Genomic DNA, 20,339 nt, shown 5'->3' with positions numbered 1-20,339 from the left:
GATTCCGGATTCCGGATTCTTGCTGAGCTTTTTATTGTAGCCAGCGCCGTGGGCGCAGCCAATGAGCGGGGCGATTATTTCTTCCAGCGGTCCGCCCCGGCTGGTGCTCAGCGCCAGCTGGAATTCATCGCCCCGGTCCCGCGCCTGTTCCCACGGCAGGAAATTCAGTTCGTGATCGGCGATGAACTCCGCGATCCCGTTCCCGAAGGCCGAGGACCCGGTGCAGGTGAACACCACCGCCACGCGCGGGTCCCCCTCGAACACCGCGAGGAGGTCCAGCAGCCGGGTCGCGGACGTGACGTTGTGGATGACGCCCAGGACCGTGCGCTCGACGGGCACCGTCCCCCACGACCGCCAGGACCGCGCGGACGGCTGCTGATCCACGCGCACCCGCACCCGCATCCCACCCGCTTTCGTGATCCACCGTTGCCGCGCTCAGCTTACGGTTGACTCTCTCTCCCCCATGAACGGGGGAGATTCCCACCGGGCCGCCGCTGTTGAGCGGTGGTCGTAGGTGGTTCCTGTTTCATCGCCCGTTGCCCGGCGTGCCGGGTCTTGCACAGGCTCCGCAGGCGTTTTACGTGTCCGGGAGTCCCTCGGCCACGATGCGTCGTCCTTCACGCCGGAGATTGGTCTCAGCGTTTTCGTCCCGGTCGTGCACGGCTCCGCAGTCGCATGTCCAGCGGCGGATCTTGAGCCCTTCGAGCCCTCTGGGGCCGGTGAGGGCACCGCATCCGGGAGCGGAGCACAGTTGGGTGCTGGGGAACCAGCGGGACACCTTCACGAACGTCCGCCCATAGCGGGCGCACTTGGCTTCCAAGGTGCGGGTGAACTGCCCCAGGGCTTGATCGTGTACGGACTTGGCTCGCTTGCCCTTGCGATGGCCCATGGCCTTCACGTTCAGGTCTTCCACGTACACGGCTTGGCTCTCGCGCGTGATGCGGGTGGTTTCCTGCTCGATGAAATCGCGTCGCTGGTCAGCGACGCGTGCATGGATCTTCGCTACGGCCAGCTTGGCCTTTCGCCGGTTGCCGGAACCCTTCTCACAACGAGAAAGCTTGCGCTGGGCACGCCGGAGCTTCTTCTCCTGACGGCGGAAGAACTTCGGCGTGTTGATCTTTCGGCCCCGCAGGACCGCATACGTGGACAGACCCAGATCGATGCCGGTATCCGTGTCCTCCACGTCCAGCTCGGGGAGCGGCTTCTCCTCGGCTTCGACGACGAACGATACGAAGAACCGTCCGGCCGAATCCTTGATCACCGTCACGGACGACGGATCGGAGGGAAGCCGCCTCGACCAGCGGACTTCCACATCACCGATCTTGGGGAGACGGAGTCTGCCCTCGCCGGTGATGGAGAAGCGGGCGGCTTTGGTGAACCTCACGGACTGACGGCTGGTCTTCTTCTTGAAGCGCGGCGGCCCCATCTTCGGGCCCTTACGGGTGCCCTTCTTCGACGCGAAGAAGTTGCTGTAAGCCGTCTGGAGATCCCGCAGGGAGGACTGGAGTACGACCGCCGACACGTCGGCCAGCCATGCCCTCTCCTCCGTTTTCCTGGCCTCGGTGATGAGCTGCTTGGCCAAGCCCACGATCGAGGGAGACGAACCATCCTTCTTGTAGGCGTCCTGACGGATGCGCAACGCGTCATTCCACACGACGCGGGCGCATCCGAACGCCCTCGCAAGCTCGATCCTCTGCGGGACGCTCGGGTACGCACGGAACTGGTACCTGAGCTTCATGCCGATCACCATACATATGTGGTTTATCGATGACTATGCGAACATCCGTACTGGTAGGCACTGCGCATTTCTCCTGGACACCCACTTGCAGCTCACGCAGACTCCGTCAGGAGTATCCAGAAGTGGTCCGCCACTACTGGCGGACGCAAAGGCTCTGGTCCGGCTCCTACTTCGCCGGATCAGTCGGCGGAGCTCCGCTCTCAATCGTCCGTCAGTACATCGAGCAGCAGAACCGGCCCGCATGAACTGACCTTCACGGCAGAAGCGAAGCGATCTCCGGCGCTTCGCACCTCCGGGCCAAGGATGTGCTTCACCTCCGCCCTGAAGGGCGGAGTACTGCGCAAGAACTCGGATAGCTTGGTGGGATGGAACCGGAGCTGACGGCCCTGGCAGTGTCGGGCGCGACCACATTGGTGAACCTGATGGCCTCGGAGGCCTGGACCCAGGTGAGCGGGCGGCTCGCCCGCTTCTTCGGGCGCGGCGGCCGGGACCCCGAGGCGGCCGGGGCCGAACTGGAGGCCTCCCGCGAGGAGTTGCGTACCGCCCTCGACGGGCAGGACGAGGACTTCGCCGCCGATATCGAGACGGAGTGGCGCAACCGGCTCCGCCGGGTACTGGCCGCCGACCCGGCCGCGGCGGCCGAACTGCGCGCGCTGATGGACGAGATCGCCCCGCAGGCGCCTGCCGGGACCACGGTGAACGTGAAGAACACCGTGCGCGGCGGAGTCCATGGCGGGACGGTGGTGCAGGGTCACACCATCGACGGCCTGACCATCACCCAGGGCGGGCCCCCGCCCCCCGGTCGCCGCCCGTAACCCGGATCACGGGTTGGCCGGAAGTGGCGAAGTCGTGGGCGATGGCGGTCAATTCCTCGCGGAAGTGCCGGAGCTGTTGGAAGGTGAAGGGCCTGGCCCCGCACCCAGACAACCGCCGACCGCCGACGGCAGACCGGAGACCGAGCATGCTGGACATCGCCGACGAGTTGCACCGGTGGGTCGGGCAAGGGCGTGATTTCGCCGTCGCCACGGTGGTGGCCGTGGGCGGCAGCGCGCCCCGGCAGCCGGGCGCGGCGCTCGCCGTGGACCGCGGCGGCGAGGCCGTCGGGTCGGTCTCCGGAGGGTGTGTCGAAGGCGCCGTCTACGAGCTGTGCCGCCAGGCGATCGAAGACGGCGAGGCCTTCCGCGAACGCTTCGGGTACAGCGACGACGACGCCTTCGCGGTCGGCCTGACCTGCGGTGGAGTCATCGACATCCTGGTCACTCCGGTGCTCGTGGGCAGCGCCTCGCGCGCGGTGTTCGCCGCCGCGCTCGCGGCGGCCGCCCGGGGCGAGGCGGCGGCCGTCGCGCGGATCACCGAGGGGCCGGACGGGCTGCTGGGGTGCCCGTTGCTGGTGCGTGCGGACGGTTCGTACGAGGGCACGCTCGGCGGGCATCCCGGGCTGGACGCGACCGCGCTGGCCGAGGCCCGGGCGATGCTCGACGGGGGCCGGACGGGGGTCCTGGAGATCGGCGCCGACGGGGCCCGCTGCGGGCGGCCGGTGCGGCTGCTGGTGGAGTCGAGCGTGCCGCCGCCGCGGATGATCGTGTTCGGCGCCATCGACTTCGCCTCCGCCCTGGTGCGGGTGGGCAAGTTCCTCGGCTACGAGGTGACGGTGTGCGACGCGCGGCCGGTGTTCGCCACGAAGAATCGTTTCCCTGAGGCCGATGAGATCGTGGTGGACTGGCCGCACCGCTACCTCGCCGACACCCCGGTGGATGCCCGTACGGTCCTGTGCGTGCTGACGCACGATGCCAAGTTCGACGTACCGCTCCTCGAACTGGCCCTGAAGCTTCCGGTCGCCTATGTCGGCGCGATGGGATCGCGGCGCACGCACGAGGACCGCAACGCGCGGCTGCGCGAGGTCGGCGTCACCGAGATGGAACTCGCCCGGCTGCGCTCGCCCATCGGCCTGGACCTCGGCGCCCGCTCCCCGGAGGAGACGGCCCTGTCCATCGCCGCCGAGATCGTCGCCAGCCGCCGCGGCGGCAGCGGGCGTTCGCTCACCGGAGCCCACACCCCGATCCACCACGACACGGCTCCGGTCCCGGTGGCCCGGATCGCCTGACGGCGGGGGCAGGGGGAGGGGCCCTCAGCCGCTCTTGGGCGCGGACGGCAGGTGGCCGGGGTACACGTGGTCGGGGGTCGCGATGCGGGTCACGGCCTCGCCGAAGAACGCGCTCGGCTCCTTGCCGTCGTGCAGGACATCGGTGTTGAGGAGGACGACCAGGGTCGCGCGCGCCTGCGGGAGGTAGACGGTCAGGCTCTCGTACCCCGGGATGGAGCCGTTGTGGCCGATCCAGCCCTGGACGTCGAAGATGCCCAGCCCGTAGCCCGCGCCGGGAATGCCGGTCGGGGTGGTCTTCAGCCGCTCGGCCTGGGTGGCGGGGGTCAGCAGCGTGCCGGTGGCGAGGGTGCGGGCCCAGCCGCGCAGGTCCTGGAGGTCGGAGACCATCGCGCCCGCGGCCCAGCTCCAGGACGGGTTCCAGCCGGTCGCGTCCACGATCTTGCCCGAGGCCGTCTGGGCGGTGTAGCCGTGCGCGTGCGGCTCGGGGAACTCGGCGCCGGTCGGGAAGAGGGTGTGGTGCAGCCCGGCCGGTTCCAGGACGTCCCTGGCGATCACCTCGTGCAGCGGACGCCCGGTGATCTTCTCCACAACCAGCCCGAGCAGGATCAGATTGGTGTTGGAGTACTCGAACCGCGCACCCGGCGGGAAGTTCACGGGGTGCGTGAAGGCGTAGCCGAGCAACTGGCGCGGCGTGAAGGGGTCGCGGGGCCCGGTGTCGAGCGCCTTGTTGAAGTCCGCGTCCTCGCTGTAGTTGAACAGCCCGCTGCGCATGCCGGCCAGTTCGCGCAGGGTGATGCGGTCGCCGTTCGGCACGCCGTCGATGTACCTGCCGATGGGGTCGTCCAGGCGGGCCTTGCCCTGGTCGACCAGGCGCAGCAGGGCGGTGACCGTGAAGGTCTTGGTCTCGCTGCCGATGCGCATGAGGAGGCCGGGGGTCATGGGTGCGCGGGTCGCCGTGTCGGCGACGCCGAAGGCGCGTACGTAGCTGCTCTTGCCCGGGACCCACAGGCCCACGATCACACCGGGGGTCCCGGTCTCCCGCATGGTCTGTCGCACGGCCGCGTCCAGCCGGGCGGCGACGTCCGTACCGGGGTCCGGCGGGGGAGTGGCGGTGGCCGCGGGGGCGGCGTACGCGGGTCCCGTCACCGCCACCGGGACGATGAGCAGCCCCGCGGCGGCGGCGCTCACGCAGGCCAGTCGCAGTCGCGGTCGGGCAACCATGCGGGCCTCCCGATGGCCGACGGCCAAATCAACACCCTCACCGTAGCCCCGCCCCCGGAGGCCCGCGCGGCAGCGCCTTCCACCACCGCCACTGGGCGGCATCTCAGCCTCGCCGGCGTTTGAGGCGCCCCCGGAGGGCAGGAGAGCCGCACCCGGCCCCCAAGCCCCAGCCCGTGGGTCCGCCGGTCCAGTGGGGGCCTGCGGCTCGGTGGACCCTCCGGGGGCGCCTCAAACGCCGGCGAGGCTGGGTTTGGCTGCGCCAGGGCGGCCCGGGAGGGGCTGGGTTTGGCTGCGCCAGGGCGGCCCGGGAGGGGCTGGGTTTGGCTGCGCCAGGGCGGCCCGGGAGGGGCTGGGTTTGGCTGCGCCAGGGCGGCCCGGGAGGGGCTGGGTTTGGCTGCGCCAGGGCGGCCCGGGAGGGGCTGGGTTTGGCTGCGCCAGGGCGGCCCGGGAGGGGCTGGGATTGGCTGCGCCCAGGGAGGCCCAGGGACGAGCCAGGCCGAGAGGCCAGGCCGAGAGGCCAGGCCGGTACCTCCTCCCGGGGCCCCTCCCGCGGGGTCGGCACCGCTACGGCCGGGTGATGCGGACCTGGTAGTTGCCGGTGCGGAGTTCGCCGACCACCGAGATGCTGATGCCCGCCGCCTTGTCGGTGAAGGTCTCGCCCGGCTTGTAGGGCGCGTCGGAGAGTTCGCCGTGCACATTGGACCGCCGGGTACAGCCGCCGCTGCCCGCCGTGCTGTCGGCGACCGTGACCGGGCCGCGGCCGGTGTCCACCTGGGAGTCCACCTTGTAGATGAGGACCCCGGGTTTGCAGACGGCCTCGTCGTTCCCGGCCTTCGTCCGCACCTCCACGGCATACCCGGCACTGTCCGAGGTCGGCACGAAGGCCAGCTTCGTACCGCCCTCGACGGCGAGCGGCGACAGGATGTGGTCGCTGGTTCCGGACTTCGCGGCGCAGCTGATCTGGCTCGTGTCCAGCCAGCCGAGCTTCCACTTGTGCCAGCCCAGCAGGTCGTTGTTGGAGCCCCAGTCCTCGCTCATGATGTCCCAGTGGCCGACGGAGCCCCCGCCGTCCTGGGTGTAGAGGTCGGGGAGCCCGAAGACGTGGCCGTTCTCGTGCGGGAGCACCCGGTAGCCGGTCTCGCGGTACGAGCCGGAGCCGTCGTCCTGGCGGCTGTAGACGAAGGACGTGTTCGCGAGCGGCACGCCGTCGGCCATCGGCGCCTCGCCGTTGCCGGAGAAGGTCACCGAGAGCACCGTGTCGAGGGCGGACGGCCCGGCGTTCGGCGTGACCAGGATGTTGATCAGGTCGTACCGGCTGAAGTCCACCTGGGCGTCGGCGGCCCGGGCTATGTGCTCGACGAGCTGGCGGTAGCCGGGCTCGTAGGCGGATCCGCGCTCGATGCCGTACGCCGAGAACGGCATCGGCATCCGCAGCCAGGTGCGTATCGGGGCCTCGGGCTTGTAGGTGAGCCGCCTGTACGAGCTGGTGCGGAACCAGTCGGAGGTCTGCGGGAAGAACTCGGACAGCCGGTCCAGGGCCGGGCCCTCGCCCTTGGCGTCCGGGAAGTCGATCATCAGGTTGAGCGCGCGGACCTCGCCGGTCGAGCGCGAGTACCCGGGTGCGGTCGGCAGCCCCTCGGACATCTGCACGCCCATGGCGCCGGAGATCCGGCAGGGCGCGAGGACCGATTCGTTGGACGCGGCCACGGGGCCGGCCGCGGTGTGCGTCCGGCTGGATATGCCGACCCCGGCGGTCGCCGTGATGCCGATGGCGAGCACGGTGAGGCCGATGTAGGCGCTGGCGCGGCGGGGTGTGCGTATCCGGTGGCGGATCTGCGGCATGGAGAGCGCCTTCGGGTCCGCGGCAGCCGGCCGGGTCCGGTCTGCGCTCTGTGCGATCACCCTCCGACGGGTGCGGCGCGCCCGCGCGCCGGGAGCGGCCATCCGGGCACCGGGACCCCGCATTGATGTGACCCAGGTCACACGGGAGGGTGAAATAACCGGGGACCGAATCCCCGTTTGCATGTGAGTCGACGTAAGCGGGGACTGCCTCCCCGGTTATGGCGGCCAGGCAAGCGAAGCAATCGGCGTAGTCGCCGCAGTTGCCGCAGTGGCAGGCGGTACGGACATCAGGGAGGCCAGGAGTGAAGCGTTCGTCGAGCACCCCGCCCGCGGAGCTCGTGGCCCCGGCCGCCCCGCTGGACCTGTCGGAGGCCGCCGGGGAGCGGGTGCCGCGCCCGCGCGCGGACGCCGTGCGCAACCGCGAGCGGATCCTGCTGGCGGCCCGCGAGATGTTCGTCGAGTTCGGGGCGCACGCCCCGCTGGACGAGATCGCGCGCCGCGCGGGCATCGGCAACGCCACCCTCTACCGGCACTTCCCCGAGCGGGCGGACCTCGTCCACCGGGTGGTGCTCTTCGTCATGGACCGGGTCGCCGCCCACGCCGAGGACGCCCTCGCCGCCGCGACGGCGGACGGAGACGGCGTCATCGACGCCTTCGATGCCTTCGACGCCCTCTGCCACTTCACGCACGCCGCCGCCGACGAGCGGATCGGCGCCCTGTGTCCCATGCTCGCGGGGGACTTCGACCGCGAGAACCCCGAACTCCTCGCCGCGCGCGACGCGTTGGGTGAGGCCGTGGAGAAACTGCTGGCCGCCGGGCAGCGCGCCGGACTGGTGCGCACCGACATCGCCGCAGGCGATCTGATGATCGCGCTCTCCCAGCTCAGCCGCCCGCTGCCGGGCATCGTCTGCCTCGACGCGGACAGCTTCGCCCACCGCCATCTCCAGCTGTTCCTGGACGGGTTGCGGGCTCCGGGCCGCTCCGGGCTGCCGGGTTCCCCGGCCACGCTCGAAGACCTGAGGCAGAAAACCATGTGACGCCGCACGAGCAGTCATCAAAAATAGTCATTCACCTGATTCGCCTGATTCGCGCGATTCACCTCATTCCGCTCATTTAAGTCATTTCGCACCGTGAAGTGGGTACCCCCATGTCAAAAACAGCCGCGAGCCTGCCGCAGGCTGACCCCAGTCGCTGGCGGGCGCTGGTCTTCATAGCCCTGGCGCAGCTGATGGTCGTCCTCGACGCGACCATCGTGAACATCGCCCTGCCGTCCGCCCAGCTGGACCTCGGGATCTCCGACGGCAACCGCCAGTGGGTCATCACCGCCTACGCCCTCGCCTTCGGCGGACTCCTCCTCTTCGGCGGCCGGATCGCCGACCTGTGGGGCCGCAAGAACGCCTTCATCGTCGGTCTGATCGGCTTCGCCCTGGCCTCCGCGCTGGGCGGCGCCGCGAACGGCGAGGCGATGATGCTGGGCGCTCGTGCCCTGCAGGGTGCCTTCGGCGCGCTGCTCGCGCCCGCCGCGCTCTCCCTCCTCGCGGTGATGTTCACCGACGCCAAGGAGCGGGCCAAGGCCTTCGGCATCTACGGTGCGATCGCGGGCGGCGGCGGCGCCGTCGGCCTGATCCTCGGCGGCTTCCTCACCGAGTACCTGAACTGGCGCTGGACCTTCTTCGTCAACATCCCGTTCGCGGTCGTCGCGGCCGTCGGCGCCTGGCTGGTCATCCGCGAGCCCGCCGGCACCCGCAACCGCTCCGCGCTCGACATCCCGGGCGTGGTCCTGTCCACCCTCGGTCTCGTCGCCCTCGTGTACGGCTTCACCCGCCCGGAGGCGCACGGCTGGACCGACCCGCTGACCCTGGGCCTGTTCGTCGGCTCGGCCGTGCTGCTGGGCGCCTTCGTCCTCGTCGAGTCGAAGGTGAAGTCCCCGCTGCTGCCGCTGCGCGTCGTGATGGACCGCAACCGCGGCGGTGTGTACCTCTCGCTGGGTCTGGCCGTCATCGCGATGTTCGGCCTGTTCCTCTTCCTGACGTACTACCTCCAGGCCGTGAAGCACTTCTCGCCCGTCGAGACCGGCTTCGCCTTCCTGCCGATGATCGTCGGCATGATCACGGGCTCCACCCAGATCGGCGCCCGCCTGATGACCCGGGTTCCGCCGCGCCTGCTGATGGGCCCCGGCTTCCTGGTCGCCGCCTCCGGCATGCTCCTGCTGACCCAGCTGAAGGTGGACTCCTCCTACCCCGCGCTGATCCTCCCGGCGCAGCTGCTGCTGGGTCTGGGCATGGGCTCGGCGTTCATGCCGGCGATGTCGCTGGCGACGTACCGGGTGAACCCGGCCGACGCCGGTGTGGCCTCCGCGATGGTCAACACCTCGCAGCAGGTCGGCGGCGCCATCGGCACCGCGCTGCTGAACACGATCGCCGCCTCCGCCACCACGGCCTACCTGACCGCGCACGCCGCCGAGGCGGCCGGTGGCGGCGCCGCTGCGAAGCTGGTGCAGGCCCGCGCGATGGTCGATGGCTACTCCTCGGCGATCTGGTGGGCGGTCGGCATCCTGGTCGCCAGCTCGCTCATCGCGCTGACCCTGATCAACACGGGCCGTCCCGACACCGGGGCCACGGCCAGCGGTGCGGGCGCGGATGCGGACGCCGAGAACCGGATCCCGGTCATCGCGCACTGACCCGGGGCCCGACCGCGGGATGGCGGAATGACGGAGTGACGGAATGACGGAAGACCCCCGTCGCGTTCGAGTGCGAACGCGACGGGGGTCTTCGCGCTTACGGGGTCTTCACGTTTCCGGCAATACGGTCATCCGCGCAGGCAACCAGAACCCCTCGCGAGCCGTCTTGAGGGGAGGAGAGCAGTCGTGAGCGGCACCGCCCCGCGGGGCCTGACCTGCGCCTCCGCGGGATCTGACGGCCTCGTGCGCCGCCTCGTGGCGGGGCAGGATACTGCAAGATCTCGAAAAAAGGATGCGGCGTGGGAATTCTGTCCCGATTCCAGTCGTTGTTTCCTTCGGATGCGGGCACTCGGGAGAGTGTCCCACCCAGCAGTAGCCGCACCGCGACCGAACTCATCGCAAGGGAGCACGCATGGCAACCCGCGCCGTCGCCCGTCGTCAGTCCTCCAGTGCCGGCAGCGCGCGCGCTGTGGGCCGGGAGATCGCCGATCGCGACCTGGTCGGCATGTACCTGGACGAGATCGCGCGCACTCCGCTGCTCGACGCGGCGAAGGAAGTCGAGCTGTCCCAGATCATCGAGGCGGGCGTGTACGCCCAGCAGATCCTCGACGGCCGGATAGAGCGAGAGGGTGACGCGCTCCCCACGACGGAGGAGCTGGAACTGCTCGCCGCCGAGGGCGAGCGGGCCAAGGAAGTCTTCATCCGCTCGAACCTGCGCCTCGTCGTCGCCGTGGCCCGGCGCTATCCGCGCAGCGGGCTGCCCCTGCTCGACCTGATCCAGGAGGGCAATGCGGGCCTGGTGCGCGCGGTCGAGAAGTTCGACTACGCGAAGGGCTTCAAGTTCTCCACGTACGCCACGTGGTGGATCCGCCAGGCCGTCACCCGCTCCATCGCCGACCAGTCCCGCACCATCCGCCTCCCCGTCCACCTGGTCGAGGAGCTCGGCCGGATCCGCCGGGTGCAGCGCGAGTTCAACCGCGAGAACGGCCGCGACCCGGAGCACGCGGAGATCGCCGCCGAACTCGACTCCACCGAGAAGCGCGTCGGTGACGTCCTGGACTGGGCGCGCGACCCGGTCAGCCTGAACATGGCGGTCGACGACGAGGGCGACACGCAGTTCGGTGACCTGCTGGAGGACACGTCCGCCGTCTCGCCGGAGCAGTCGGTCATGTCGCTCCTGCGGAGCGAGGAGCTGGAGGACCTGATCGCCAAGCTCGACCAGCGCACCGCGTCGATCATCAAGATGCGGTACGGGATCGACGACGGCCGGGAGCGGACCCTGACCGAGGTCGGCAAGCAGCACGGGCTGACGCGCGAGCGGATCCGCCAGATCGAGAAGCACGCGCTCCTGGAGCTGAAGCGAATGGCCCGCGACACGGGCTTCGACGCGGTCGCCTAACCCCCCCCGAACGAGCCCCGGCACCCACCCCCCCCGGGTGCCGGGGCTCCCCCACACCCCCACCACCGGGCAGACCGAATCGTCCGCCGCGGGCCGCACGCCCCTGCGCAGCCTCCGGCGGGCCCTCAATCGCCGGGCAGGCTGGATTTCCCACCCCGAGCCGTGCCCGCCACAGCAGCCTCCGGCGGGCCTTCAAACGCCGGGCGGGCTGGATTTCCCACCGCCGGAGGCTGCCGTGCCCGCCACAGCAGCCTCCGGCGGGCCCTCAATCGCCGGGCAGGCTGAAATACCCCTCGGGGCCCCGGAACCTTCCCCGGCAGCCCGCACCGGTCGCACCGGCGGAGCCAAACCCAGCCCGCACCGGTTGTACGGGCCCGGCCAATTCCAGCCCGCACCGGTTGTACGGGCCCGGCCAAATCCCGCCCGCACCGGTCGGACAGGCCGGGCCAAGTCCAGCCTGCCCGGCGTTTGAGGGCCCGCCGGAGGCAACGGGAGCCGGGTACGGCGCGCACGGTCGTACCGGCCCAGCCACATTCGCTCCCGGCAGCCCGCACCGGCCCCACAGGCCCGGCCAAATCCCGCCCGCACCGGGCGCACAGGCTCAGCCAATTCCAGCCTGCCCGGCGTTTGAGGGCCCGCCGGAGGCAACGGGGGCCGGGTACGGCGTCCAGTGGTCGCACCGCGCCCGGCCCGGCCCGGCCCGGCCCGGCCAGGGGCCACGGTTACGCGGGCGCGGACGCCGACGGGGCCGCGGACGCGGACAGCCGGGTGCCCAGCGCCAGCGCGGTCGCGGCCAGGGACGCCGGCGCCAGGACGGTGAACGGCAGCCCCGTCAGGGCGAGCCGCGCCGCCAGCCACTCCGGCGCGTCGCCGCAGGCGAACCGCACCCGGCACCCCCCGGCAGGATCGGCCTCCGCCGCCCCCAGCCAGCCCGGCACCTCCTCCGCCGCCACCGCGAAGTGCAGCTCGACCTCGTACGTCCCCCGCCCCCCGCCCCCGCCCCGCCGCAGCCCCCGCTCCACGAACGCCACCGCGTCCATCGGCAGCTCCCGCGCCGCGAACCTGGCCCCGGTCGCGAACGGCTCGCTCACCCGGTCCACCCGGAAGGTCCGCCAGTCGTCCCGGTCGAGGTCGTAGGCGACCAGGTACCACCGCCGCCCGGTGCTGACCAGCCGGTTCGGTTCCACCAGCCGCCGCGTCCCGGTCCCGTCCGCCGCCCGGTAGGCGAACCGCAGCCGTTCCTGCCCGGCCGTCGCGGACGCGATCGTCGTGAGCGTCCGCGGGTCGATGCTGGCCCCGTCCCCGCGGGTCAGGGCGACCGTCGCCGACTGCAGGGAGCTGACCCGGTGCCGCAGCCGCGAGGGCAGTACCTGTTCCAGCTTGGCCAGCGCCCGTACGGACGCCTCCTCGACCCCCTCGATCGCGTGCCCGGCCCCGGCCCGCAGCCCGACCGCGATGGCCACGGCCTCCTCGTCGTCCAGTACCAGCGGCGGCATCGCGGCCCCCGCCACCAGCCTGTACCCGCCCTCCGCGCCCAGCGTGGCCTCGACCGGGTACCCCAGGTCCCGCAGCCGGTCGATGTCGCGCCGGATGGTCCGCGAGCTGACGCCGAGCCGGTCCGCCAGCTCGCTCCCGGGCCATTCGCGGGGGGTCTGGAGCAGGGACAGCAGGGTCAGCAGCCGTGCGGGGGTGTCGGTCATGTCTTCCAGATTGCCAGGGAAATAGGACACCAACTGACCTACATGCCGTCTAGGTTTCTCCTCATGAGCACGGAGACATCGAAGACATCGCCCGAGAACGAGACCGGGCCCGAACCAGCAGAGCGGACGTCCGCAGTACCCAAGCCCGCGCCGAAGTCCGACGGGTGGGGCGAGAGCACCCCGCTGGACGCCAAGGCCGACCGCCGCCGCTGGCTGGCGCTCGCCATCGTGATGACCGCGGCCTTCATGGACCTGGTCGACGTCACCATCGTCAACATCGCGATACCCAGCATGCGGGGCGACCTGCACGCCTCGACCAGCGCCATCCAGTGGATCACCGCGGGCTACGCGCTCGCCTTCGCCGCCGGCCTGATCACCGGTGGCCGCCTCGGTGACATCTACGGCCGCAAGCGCCTCTTCCTGATCGGCATCGCCGGCTTCACCGCCGCCTCGCTGCTCTGCGGCATCGCCGCCAACCCGGCCATGCTCGTCACGTCCCGCCTGCTCCAGGGCTCGATGGCGGCGATGATGGTCCCGCAGGTGCTGGCCATCATCCACGTCACCTTCCCGCCGCACGAGCGCGGCAAGGTCTTCGGCATGTTCGGCGCGATCGTCGGTCTCGGCGCCGTCTCCGGCCCCATGCTCGGCGCGCTGCTCACCGAGTGGAACATCTTCGGCCTCGAATGGCGCCCGATCTTCCTGATCAACCTGCCGGTCGGCATCGCGGGCGTGATCCTGGGCCGCAAGTTCATCACCGAGTCCAAGGCGCCCAACGCGCTGCGCCTCGACCTCGTCGGCGTCCTCATCGCCACCGCGGGCATGGTCATGCTGATCTACCCCCTCACCCAGGGCCGCGAGAACGACTGGCCGCTGTGGGGCTTCCTGTGCATGGGCGCGGTCCCGTTCCTGATCGCCGGGTTCATCGCGTACGAGAAGTACAAGATCCGCAAGGACGGTTCGCCGCTCGTCGAGCTGTCCCTGTTCAAGGTCAAGAGCTTCGCGGCCGGCATCGCGGTCCAGCTCACCTTCGGTGTCGCGACCGGCATCTTCTTCCTGGTCTGGACGCTGTACATGCAGATGGGCCTCGGCTGGACCGCGCTGCGCGCGGGCACCACCGGCATCCCCTTCTCCATCGCCGTCTCGGCCGCCGCGGGCCTGTCCGTGCAGAAGCTGGTGCCGCGCTTCGGCCGCAAGGTGCTCCAGGCGGGCGCCCTGACCATGGCCGCGGGTCTGCTCCTCTACATCTGGGAGTCGCAGCACTACGGCATGGCCATCGCCTCCTGGCAGATGGCGGCCCCGCTGGTGGTCATGGGCATCGGCATGGGCCTGATCGTGGCCCCGCTGACCGACACGGTCCTCTCGGAGGTGCCGCGCGAGCACGCCGGTTCCGCCTCCGGCCTGATCAACACCACCGGCCAGATGGGCAACGCGCTCGGTCTCGGCCTCACCTCGGTCGTCTACTTCGGCGTGATCGACAAGGACGTGGCCTTCGGGCCGCAGTACGTCGACGCCTTCCACAGTGCGCTGTGGTGGGTCGTCGCGGTCCTCGTCGTGATCTTCGCGGTGATGTTCGCACTGCCGCGCAAGCAGGCCGCCGTCCCCCACGAGGGCGGGGCGGACGCCGACGGCAGTGGTGACGGCCGCGACGAGATCAGCCTGGAGAAGGTCCCGGTCTCCTAGGCCCTCCGGCTCCAGTTCACGGGCATGTCCGCCTTTATTGGCGGGCATGCCCGTTTTTCTTTGTTTTGCTGCCGCCTCGGGCGTACTGTACGAGAGAACCCACCGAGTCGGGCATCGAACGGACGTAAACCCACATGTACGCACCGGAGCGCCAGCAGGAGATCCTCCGCCTCGCCCGCGAGGCAGGGCGGGTCGACGTACTCTCGCTCGCCGAGCAGTTCCAGGTCACCGCCGAGACCGTACGCCGCGACCTCACCGCCCTGGACCGGGCCGGGCTCGTCCGCCGCGTCCACGGCGGGGCCATCCCCGCCGGGCGCCTCGACTTCGAGCCCGACCTCACCGAGCGCGAGTCCACCGCCGCCGACGAGAAGGACCGCATCGCGGCCGCCGCGCTCGCCGAACTCCCCGAAGGCGGCAGCGTCATCCTCGACGCGGGCAGCACCATCGCCCGCCTCGCGGCGGCCATCCCGGTCGAGACCGTGCTCACCGTGGTCACCCACGCGCTGCCCGTCGCCGCCCGGCTCGCCGACCACACCGGCATCGACCTGCACCTCGTCGGGGGCAGGGTCCGGCACCGCACGCGCGCCGCCGTCGACGCCTGGGCGCTGCGCGCGTACGCGGAGATCCGCGCCGACGTCCTCTTCCTCGCGACGAACGGCTTCACCGCGCAGGGCGGGCTCACCACCCCCGACCTGGCCGAAGCCGCCGTCAAGCGCGCCGCGATCGCGGCCGCCCGGCGGGTCGTCGTCCTGGCCGACTCCTCGAAGTCGGGGCAGGAGCAGTTCGCCCGCTTCGGCACCTTCGCCGAGGTGGACCTCCTCATCACGGACCGGGGCCTGGCCCCCGCACACAAGGCGGCGATCGAAGCCGCCGGTACGGAAGTCGTGCTCGTATGATCCTCACCGTCACCCCCAATCCCTCCCTGGACCGGACGTACGAGGTCCCCGCGCTGGACCGGGGCGAAGTGCTCCGCGCCACCGCCGAGCGGGTCGACCCCGGCGGCAAGGGCGTCAACGTCTCCCGGGCCGTCGCCGCCGCGGGGGTCCGTACGACGGCGGTCCTCCCGCTGGGCGGCGCCCCCGGCACCCTCATCGCCGAACTCCTCGGCGCCCAGGGTGTGGACGTCACCGCGGTCACGATCACCGGCCAGACCCGCTCCAACATCTCCGTCGCCGAACCCGACGGCACCCTGACGAAGATCAACGCGGCCGGTCCCGAACTCAGCGAAGCCGAATCCGGCCTCCTCCTGGAGACCGTCCGCGGCTGCTCCGGCGGCGCCGACTGGATCGCCTGCTGCGGCAGCCTCCCGCGGGGCCTCGCCCCCGCGTGGTACGCCGAACTGGTCACCCGCGCCCACGCGGCGGGCGCCAGGATCGCCCTCGACACCTCCGGCCCGGCCCTGACCGCCGCGCTGGCGGCCCGCCCCGACGTCATCAAGCCCAACGCGGAGGAACTCGCCGCCGCCGTCGGGCGTCCGCTGGCCACCCTGGGCGACGTGGTCGAGGCCGCCGAGGAGCTGCGCGCGCTGGGCGCCGGGGCGGTACTGGCCTCCCTCGGCGCCGACGGCCAGCTCCTGGTCAGCGCCGAGGGCACCTACTACGGCACGGCGGCCGTCACGGCGGTACGCAGCAACGTGGGCGCCGGTGACGCGTCCCTGGCCGGTTTCCTGATCGCGGGCGGCACCGGCCCCGAGGCCCTCGCCTCGGCCCTGGCCCACGGCGCGGCCGCGGTCCAGCTCCCCGGCAGCGCCATGCCGACCCCGTCGGACCTGCGCCCCGACAAGGTCCGCATCACCCAGAACCTCCCCCTGGACCTCCCCCTGTCCGAACGGAGCGACAAGCGATGAGCAAGCCGATGATCATTGCGGAGCTGGTCGACCTCGACCTCACCGCCGACTCCAAGGAAGCGGCCGTCCGGTCCCTGGCCCGGCGCATGCTCGCGCTCGGCCGGGTCACCGACCTGGAGGGCTTCCTCGCGGACGTGGCGGCGAGGGAGGCGCAGATGCCGACCGGGCTGGAGGGCGGGATCGGCATCCCGCACTGCCGCAGTGCGCACGTGTCCGCCCCCACCCTCGCCTTCGGCCGGGCCCCGTCCGGGGTCGACTTCGGCGCCCCGGACGGGCCGGCGGACCTGATCTTCCTGATCGCCGCCCCCGCGGGGGCCGACGACGCGCACCTGACGATCCTGTCCTCCCTGGCCCGCCGCCTGATGCGCCCCGACTTCGTAGCAGCCCTCCGCACCACCCTCACCCCACCCCAAGCCGCCACTCTCATCGCCGACCCGCAGCCAGATTCAGCCCGCCCGGCGTTTGAGGGCCCGCCGGAGGCGGTACCGGGCTCTGCCCGGACCCGCGCCTCAATCGCCGGCGAGGCTGAGGGTGCCCCCGGGGCTCGGGGTGTCCCTGGCGGGGCGGGGGTTGCCGGTTCCGAGGCCGGGGTGGCGCAGCCAATTTCAGCCCGCCCGGCGTTTGAGGGCCCGCCGGAGGCGCAACCGGGCTCCGCCCGGACCCGCGCCTCAATCGCCGGCGAGGCTGAGGGTGCCCGTACCGAGGCCGGGGTGGCGCAGCCAATTTCAGCCCGCCCGGCGTTTGAGGGCCCGCCGGAGGCGGTACCGGGCTGTGCCCGGACCCGCGCCTCAAACGCCGGCGAGGCTGAAAATGCCCTCCCCGGGGCCGGGGATGTCCCCGGCGAGGCTGAGGGTGGCCGCAGCGAGGCTGAGGGTGTCCCCGGCGGGGCGGGGGGTGCCCCCAGCGGGGCCGGGGCGGCGCAGCCAACTTCAGCCCGCACCGGGGGAGGGGGATTTCGGGTCGTGGCCGTCACCTCGTGTCCGACCGGGATCGCGCACACCTACATGGCCGCCGAATCCCTCCAGCGCACCGCCGCGGCGGAGGGGATCGAGCTCGCCGTCGAGACGCAGGGCTCCGCGGGGTTCACCCGGCTCGACCCCGCCGTCATCGCCGCCGCCGACGCGGTCGTCTTCGCCCACGACGTCCCCGTCCGCGACCGCGCCCGCTTCGCGGGCAAGCCCACTGTCGACGTCGGCGTGAAGGCCGGGATCAACCGCCCCGCCGAACTCTTCGCGGAGGCCCGCGAGAAGGCCGCCCGCGGCGAGACCGGCGGCGGCGAGACCGGCGGCGCCACGCCGACCCCCGCCCCGCAGGAGGGCGAGAGCCAGGGCGAGAGCCACGCCGCGAAGCTCCGCACCTGGCTCATGTCCGGCGTCAGCTACATGGTCCCCTTCGTCGCCGCGGGCGGCCTCATGATCGCCCTGGCCTTCGCCATCGGCGGCTACGGCATCAACAAGGCCCCCTCCGTCGCCGAGCACTTCGTCTGGACGGAGTCCGCCAGCTGGGCGGCCCTCCTCTTCCAGACCGGCGGTCTCGCCTTCGGCTTCCTCGTCCCGGTGCTCGCCGGTTACATCGCCTACGGCATGGCCGACCGCCCCGGCCTGGTCCCCGGCTTCGTCGGCGGCGCCGTCGCGCTCACCGTCAACGCCGGTTTCCTCGGCGGTCTGATCGCCGGCCTGATAGCCGGTGGCACGGTCCTGACCCTCCAGCGGGTCCGGGTCCCGGCCGCGCTGCGCGGGATCATGCCGGTGGTGGTGCTGCCGCTCATCGGCTCGGCCGTGACGGCCTTCCTGATGTTCCTCGTCGTCGGCAAGCCGGTCGCCTCGCTCCAGCAGGCCCTGACCGACTGGCTGTCGGGCCTCTCCGGCGCCAACGCGGTCATCCTCGGGGTCGTCCTCGGCCTGATGATGACCTTCGACCTCGGCGGTCCGCTCAACAAGGTCGCCTACGCCTTCGCCATCGGCGGCCTCGCCACCCCCAACGAGGGCAGCCTGAAGGTCATGGCCGCCGTGATGGCCGCGGGCATGGTGCCGCCGCTGGCCATGGCACTGGCCACCACCGTGCGCGGCCGCCTCTTCTCGAAGACGGAACGCGACAACGGCAAGGCCGCCTGGTTCCTGGGCGCTTCGTTCATCAGCGAGGGGGCCATCCCCTTCGCCGCCGCCGACCCCCTGCGGGTGATCCCGGCCTCCATGGTGGGCGGCGCGGTCACCGGAGCCCTCTCGATGGCCTTCGAGTGCACCCTGCGGGCCCCGCACGGCGGCATCTTCGTCATCCCGCTGATCGGCAACCCGCTGCTCTACCTGATCGCGATCGCCGCCGGTACGGGCGTCACCGCGGGCCTGGTCATCCTCCTCAAGGGGATGCGCCGCCAGGCCCCGGCCCCGGCGGAGACCGGTACGGCGGCGGAGACCGAGGCGAAGATCCCGGTCGCCGCCTGACCGTCCCCGAACCGGCTCACCTCACCTCACCCGCGCGCGGAGCTCCATCGCTCCGCGCGCGGCCGTTTCGCTCTCATAGACCTCGCACATGTGCCGCCCGTCCGGGGTGGCCGTGTGCTCGACCTCCCACAGGCTCAGTTCGCTCCCGTCCAGCAGGACGAAGGCGTGTTCGTAGAGGCTGAAACCGGCGCCCCGGCCGTCCGCGAGGCACTGCCGGGTGCCGAACGCCTGGGTGATCCGGTGCGCGTACGCCGAGGTCAGCAGCCGCGCCACCGCCTCACCCGGCCGGTCGGTGTTCTCCGCCCGGCGCAGCACCCGGCGGGCGTGGTCGGCGGACTGCTCCACCGCGTACTCCCGGTGCGCCCCGGCGGGTGCGGAGGCGGCGAACAGGGCGCTGAGCACGTCGTGGTCGGCGAGCTCGCCCTCGGCCTCCTCCATCAGCGTGAAGTCCCGCACGGCGGCGGGGTCCTCGCCGAAGAGGCGCACCGCGGCCAGGGCGGCCTCCGCCTTGCTGATGAAGATCTCGTGCCGGGTCGCCCGGTCGTGCTCCAGCCGGTACGCCAGCTCCCACAGCGTCGCGGAGCCGCCGTCGGCGAGCAGGTAGGTGTGCCGGTGGGTCTCCCGCCAGCGGCCCGCCGCCGGACCGTGGTGCGTGCTGTGGAGCGAGGAGCTGTGGGCGAGCGCCGTGCCGAGGCGCTCGACCAACCGGTCCGGCAGGTCGAAGGAGTTGAGGGCGCGGCCCAGGAGTCGCTCGAGGTGCGCCTCGGTTGTCTCGTACGGATCGCTCAAGGTGGGTCTCCAGGCCGTCGCAGCTTGTCACGTCACGGAAGCTCAACGTAGCCCCTGGCTCTGACATCACGTCCGGGGTTCGGTAAAACGTCCGGGAAGTGCCAGGGGTTCCCGGCACTCCATCCGGTCAACTTGCGTACGTATGGCCCCGGTTCGCCACGATCGGTGCCGGAGTGCGGGACTATGGGCCGTATGGCAACGAATACAGTGGGCGTCCCCAGCCAGCAGGGGCAGACCCGCGGTCGACCCGAAGGCGAGCCGGACGAGCCGGTCGCGACCCCTCGCGCACTCGCCTGGCTGCTGGTCCTCACGGGAGCGGCCGGGCTGCTCGCCTCGTGGGTGATCACCCTCGACAAGTTCCTCCTGCTGGAGGACCCGGACTTCAAGCCCGCCTGCAGCCTCAATCCGGTGGTCTCCTGCGGCAGCGTCATGCAGAGCGAGCAGGCGGCGGCCTTCGGCTTCCCCAACCCCATGCTGGGACTGGCCTGTTACGCCGTCGTGGTGTGCGTCGGGATGTCCCTGATCGCGGGCGCCCGCCACCGTGGCTGGTTCTGGCTGGGGCTGAACGCGGGCACGTTGTTCGGCGTCGGCTTCTGCACCTGGCTGATGGTGCAGTCGCTGTACGAGATCAACGCGCTGTGCCTGTGGTGCACCCTGGCCTGGGTGGCGACGCTGCTGATGTTCTGGGCGGTCACCGCGCAGAACGTCCGTACCGGCGTGCTGCCCGCGCCGCGGCCGGTCAGGAGCTTCTTCACCGAATTCGGCTGGGCCCCGCCCGCCCTGCACACCGGCGTGATCGGGATGCTGATCCTCACCCGCTGGTGGGAGTTCTGGACCAGCTGACCAGCTGACCAGCTGACAACTGACCTGCGAACCCACAGGCGAGGGCCCCGGCGGCT

At 71.5% G+C, this 20,339-nt stretch carries 16 protein-coding genes and 1 pseudogene; 12 read left to right on the top strand and 5 right to left on the bottom strand.

The features are described from left to right. Positions 1–181 precede the first annotated feature (181 nt). Positions 182–379, top strand: coding sequence for a hypothetical protein (locus OHS33_RS15290; protein WP_330330949.1), 198 nt, complete (start codon positions 182–184; stop codon positions 377–379). 198 nt (positions 380–577) lie between these two features. Here the strand turns inward: OHS33_RS15290 and OHS33_RS15285 are convergent, their stop codons facing one another. After that, a complete protein-coding gene (locus OHS33_RS15285) occupies positions 578–1,750 on the bottom strand; it encodes an RNA-guided endonuclease InsQ/TnpB family protein (protein ID WP_330330948.1) in 1,173 nt (390 codons plus the stop codon). A 77-nt stretch (positions 1,751–1,827) separates the two neighbouring features. Between OHS33_RS15285 and OHS33_RS15280 the strand changes: the two are divergent. The 3 genes and pseudogenes from OHS33_RS15280 to OHS33_RS15270 all read left to right on the top strand — a co-directional run. Next, a pseudogene (locus OHS33_RS15280) lies at positions 1,828–1,983 on the top strand (IS200/IS605 family transposase); the annotation flags it as partial. Positions 1,984–2,103: 120 nt separating this feature from the next. Next, positions 2,104–2,553: a hypothetical protein gene (locus tag OHS33_RS15275; protein WP_330330947.1), complete on the top strand. Its 450-nt coding sequence runs from the start codon at positions 2,104–2,106 to the stop codon at positions 2,551–2,553. Between the two features lie 146 nt (positions 2,554–2,699). Continuing rightward, positions 2,700–3,842: an XdhC family protein gene (locus tag OHS33_RS15270; protein ID WP_330330946.1), complete on the top strand. Its 1,143-nt coding sequence runs from the start codon at positions 2,700–2,702 to the stop codon at positions 3,840–3,842. Positions 3,843–3,866: 24 nt separating this feature from the next. Here OHS33_RS15270 and OHS33_RS15265 read toward each other — a convergent pair whose 3' ends face one another. After that, a complete protein-coding gene (locus OHS33_RS15265; RefSeq protein ID WP_330330945.1) occupies positions 3,867–5,063 on the bottom strand; it encodes a serine hydrolase domain-containing protein in 1,197 nt (398 codons plus the stop codon). 564 nt (positions 5,064–5,627) lie between these two features. Continuing rightward, entirely contained in the window at positions 5,628–6,905 is a 1,278-nt protein-coding gene (locus OHS33_RS15260; protein ID WP_330330944.1) for a M6 family metalloprotease domain-containing protein, read from the bottom strand. A 356-nt stretch (positions 6,906–7,261) separates the two neighbouring features. Between OHS33_RS15260 and OHS33_RS15255 the strand changes: the two genes are divergently transcribed. The 3 genes from OHS33_RS15255 to OHS33_RS15245 all read left to right on the top strand — a co-directional run bounded on the left by OHS33_RS15255 (position 7,262) and on the right by OHS33_RS15245 (position 10,984). Beyond that, complete coding sequence (locus OHS33_RS15255) at positions 7,262–7,942, top strand: TetR/AcrR family transcriptional regulator (RefSeq protein ID WP_330335066.1); 681 nt, start codon at positions 7,262–7,264, stop codon at positions 7,940–7,942. Between the two features lie 110 nt (positions 7,943–8,052). Next, entirely contained in the window at positions 8,053–9,585 is a 1,533-nt protein-coding gene (locus OHS33_RS15250; RefSeq protein ID WP_330330943.1) for an MFS transporter, read from the top strand. Between the two features lie 412 nt (positions 9,586–9,997). Continuing rightward, entirely contained in the window at positions 9,998–10,984 is a 987-nt protein-coding gene (locus tag OHS33_RS15245) for a sigma-70 family RNA polymerase sigma factor (protein WP_330330942.1), read from the top strand. A gap of 722 nt (positions 10,985–11,706) precedes the next feature. Here the strand turns inward: OHS33_RS15245 and OHS33_RS15240 are convergent. Further along, on the bottom strand, positions 11,707–12,684 hold the full coding sequence (locus tag OHS33_RS15240) for a helix-turn-helix transcriptional regulator (protein WP_330330941.1): 978 nt from the start codon (positions 12,682–12,684) through the stop codon (positions 11,707–11,709). A gap of 63 nt (positions 12,685–12,747) precedes the next feature. Between OHS33_RS15240 and OHS33_RS15235 the strand changes: the two genes are divergently transcribed. From OHS33_RS15235 to OHS33_RS15220, 4 genes are all read left to right on the top strand, one after another. Then, the gene (locus OHS33_RS15235; RefSeq protein WP_330330940.1) at positions 12,748–14,364 is read left to right on the top strand and encodes an MFS transporter; all 1,617 of its coding nucleotides are present in this window, start codon (positions 12,748–12,750) and stop codon (positions 14,362–14,364) included. A 134-nt stretch (positions 14,365–14,498) separates the two neighbouring features. Further along, a complete protein-coding gene (locus OHS33_RS15230; RefSeq protein ID WP_330330939.1) occupies positions 14,499–15,260 on the top strand; it encodes a DeoR/GlpR family DNA-binding transcription regulator in 762 nt (253 codons plus the stop codon). Continuing rightward, positions 15,257–16,210 carry a 1-phosphofructokinase gene (pfkB, locus tag OHS33_RS15225; RefSeq protein WP_330330938.1) on the top strand — a complete coding sequence of 318 codons (954 nt, stop codon included), beginning with the start codon at positions 15,257–15,259 and terminating at the stop codon, positions 16,208–16,210. The genes OHS33_RS15230 and pfkB overlap by 4 nt, the downstream gene beginning before the upstream one ends. Next, positions 16,207–18,651 (top strand): PTS fructose transporter subunit IIABC, encoded by a 2,445-nt coding sequence (locus OHS33_RS15220; RefSeq protein WP_330330937.1) that lies wholly within the window; start codon positions 16,207–16,209, stop codon positions 18,649–18,651. The genes pfkB and OHS33_RS15220 overlap by 4 nt, the downstream gene beginning before the upstream one ends. Before the next feature lie 21 nt (positions 18,652–18,672). Here the strand turns inward: OHS33_RS15220 and OHS33_RS15215 are convergent, their stop codons facing one another. Beyond that, positions 18,673–19,440 (bottom strand): DUF6227 family protein, encoded by a 768-nt coding sequence (locus OHS33_RS15215; RefSeq protein WP_330330936.1) that lies wholly within the window; start codon positions 19,438–19,440, stop codon positions 18,673–18,675. Between the two features lie 192 nt (positions 19,441–19,632). Here OHS33_RS15215 and OHS33_RS15210 point away from each other — a divergent pair, with 192 nt between their 5' ends. Next, a complete protein-coding gene (locus OHS33_RS15210; protein ID WP_330330935.1) occupies positions 19,633–20,283 on the top strand; it encodes a vitamin K epoxide reductase family protein in 651 nt (216 codons plus the stop codon). Positions 20,284–20,339 lie beyond the last annotated feature (56 nt).

Source organism: Streptomyces sp. NBC_00536 (assembly GCF_036346295.1).
Taxonomy (GTDB): domain Bacteria; phylum Actinomycetota; class Actinomycetes; order Streptomycetales; family Streptomycetaceae; genus Streptomyces.
The sequence above is the reverse complement of the archived record's forward strand: the minus strand, read 5'-3'. Positions and strand labels throughout refer to the sequence as shown.

What these genes read in the sequence shown, in the direction of transcription:
- OHS33_RS15220 (WP_330330937.1), top strand. Translation starts at nt 16,207, where the DNA reads ATGAGCAAGCCGATGATCATTGCGGAGCTGGTCGACCTCGACCTCACC.
- OHS33_RS15290 (WP_330330949.1), top strand. Translation starts at nt 182, where the DNA reads ATGAACTCCGCGATCCCGTTCCCGAAGGCCGAGGACCCGGTGCAGGTG.
- pfkB (WP_330330938.1), top strand. Translation starts at nt 15,257, where the DNA reads ATGATCCTCACCGTCACCCCCAATCCCTCCCTGGACCGGACGTACGAG.
- OHS33_RS15240 (WP_330330941.1), bottom strand. Translation starts at nt 12,684, where the DNA reads ATGACCGACACCCCCGCACGGCTGCTGACCCTGCTGTCCCTGCTCCAG.
- OHS33_RS15275 (WP_330330947.1), top strand. Translation starts at nt 2,104, where the DNA reads ATGGAACCGGAGCTGACGGCCCTGGCAGTGTCGGGCGCGACCACATTG.
- OHS33_RS15250 (WP_330330943.1), top strand. Translation starts at nt 8,053, where the DNA reads ATGTCAAAAACAGCCGCGAGCCTGCCGCAGGCTGACCCCAGTCGCTGG.
- OHS33_RS15260 (WP_330330944.1), bottom strand. Translation starts at nt 6,905, where the DNA reads ATGCCGCAGATCCGCCACCGGATACGCACACCCCGCCGCGCCAGCGCC.
- OHS33_RS15230 (WP_330330939.1), top strand. Translation starts at nt 14,499, where the DNA reads ATGTACGCACCGGAGCGCCAGCAGGAGATCCTCCGCCTCGCCCGCGAG.
- OHS33_RS15270 (WP_330330946.1), top strand. Translation starts at nt 2,700, where the DNA reads ATGCTGGACATCGCCGACGAGTTGCACCGGTGGGTCGGGCAAGGGCGT.
- OHS33_RS15210 (WP_330330935.1), top strand. Translation starts at nt 19,633, where the DNA reads ATGGCAACGAATACAGTGGGCGTCCCCAGCCAGCAGGGGCAGACCCGC.
- OHS33_RS15235 (WP_330330940.1), top strand. Translation starts at nt 12,748, where the DNA reads ATGAGCACGGAGACATCGAAGACATCGCCCGAGAACGAGACCGGGCCC.
- OHS33_RS15285 (WP_330330948.1), bottom strand. Translation starts at nt 1,750, where the DNA reads ATGGTGATCGGCATGAAGCTCAGGTACCAGTTCCGTGCGTACCCGAGC.
- OHS33_RS15265 (WP_330330945.1), bottom strand. Translation starts at nt 5,063, where the DNA reads ATGGTTGCCCGACCGCGACTGCGACTGGCCTGCGTGAGCGCCGCCGCC.
- OHS33_RS15245 (WP_330330942.1), top strand. Translation starts at nt 9,998, where the DNA reads ATGGCAACCCGCGCCGTCGCCCGTCGTCAGTCCTCCAGTGCCGGCAGC.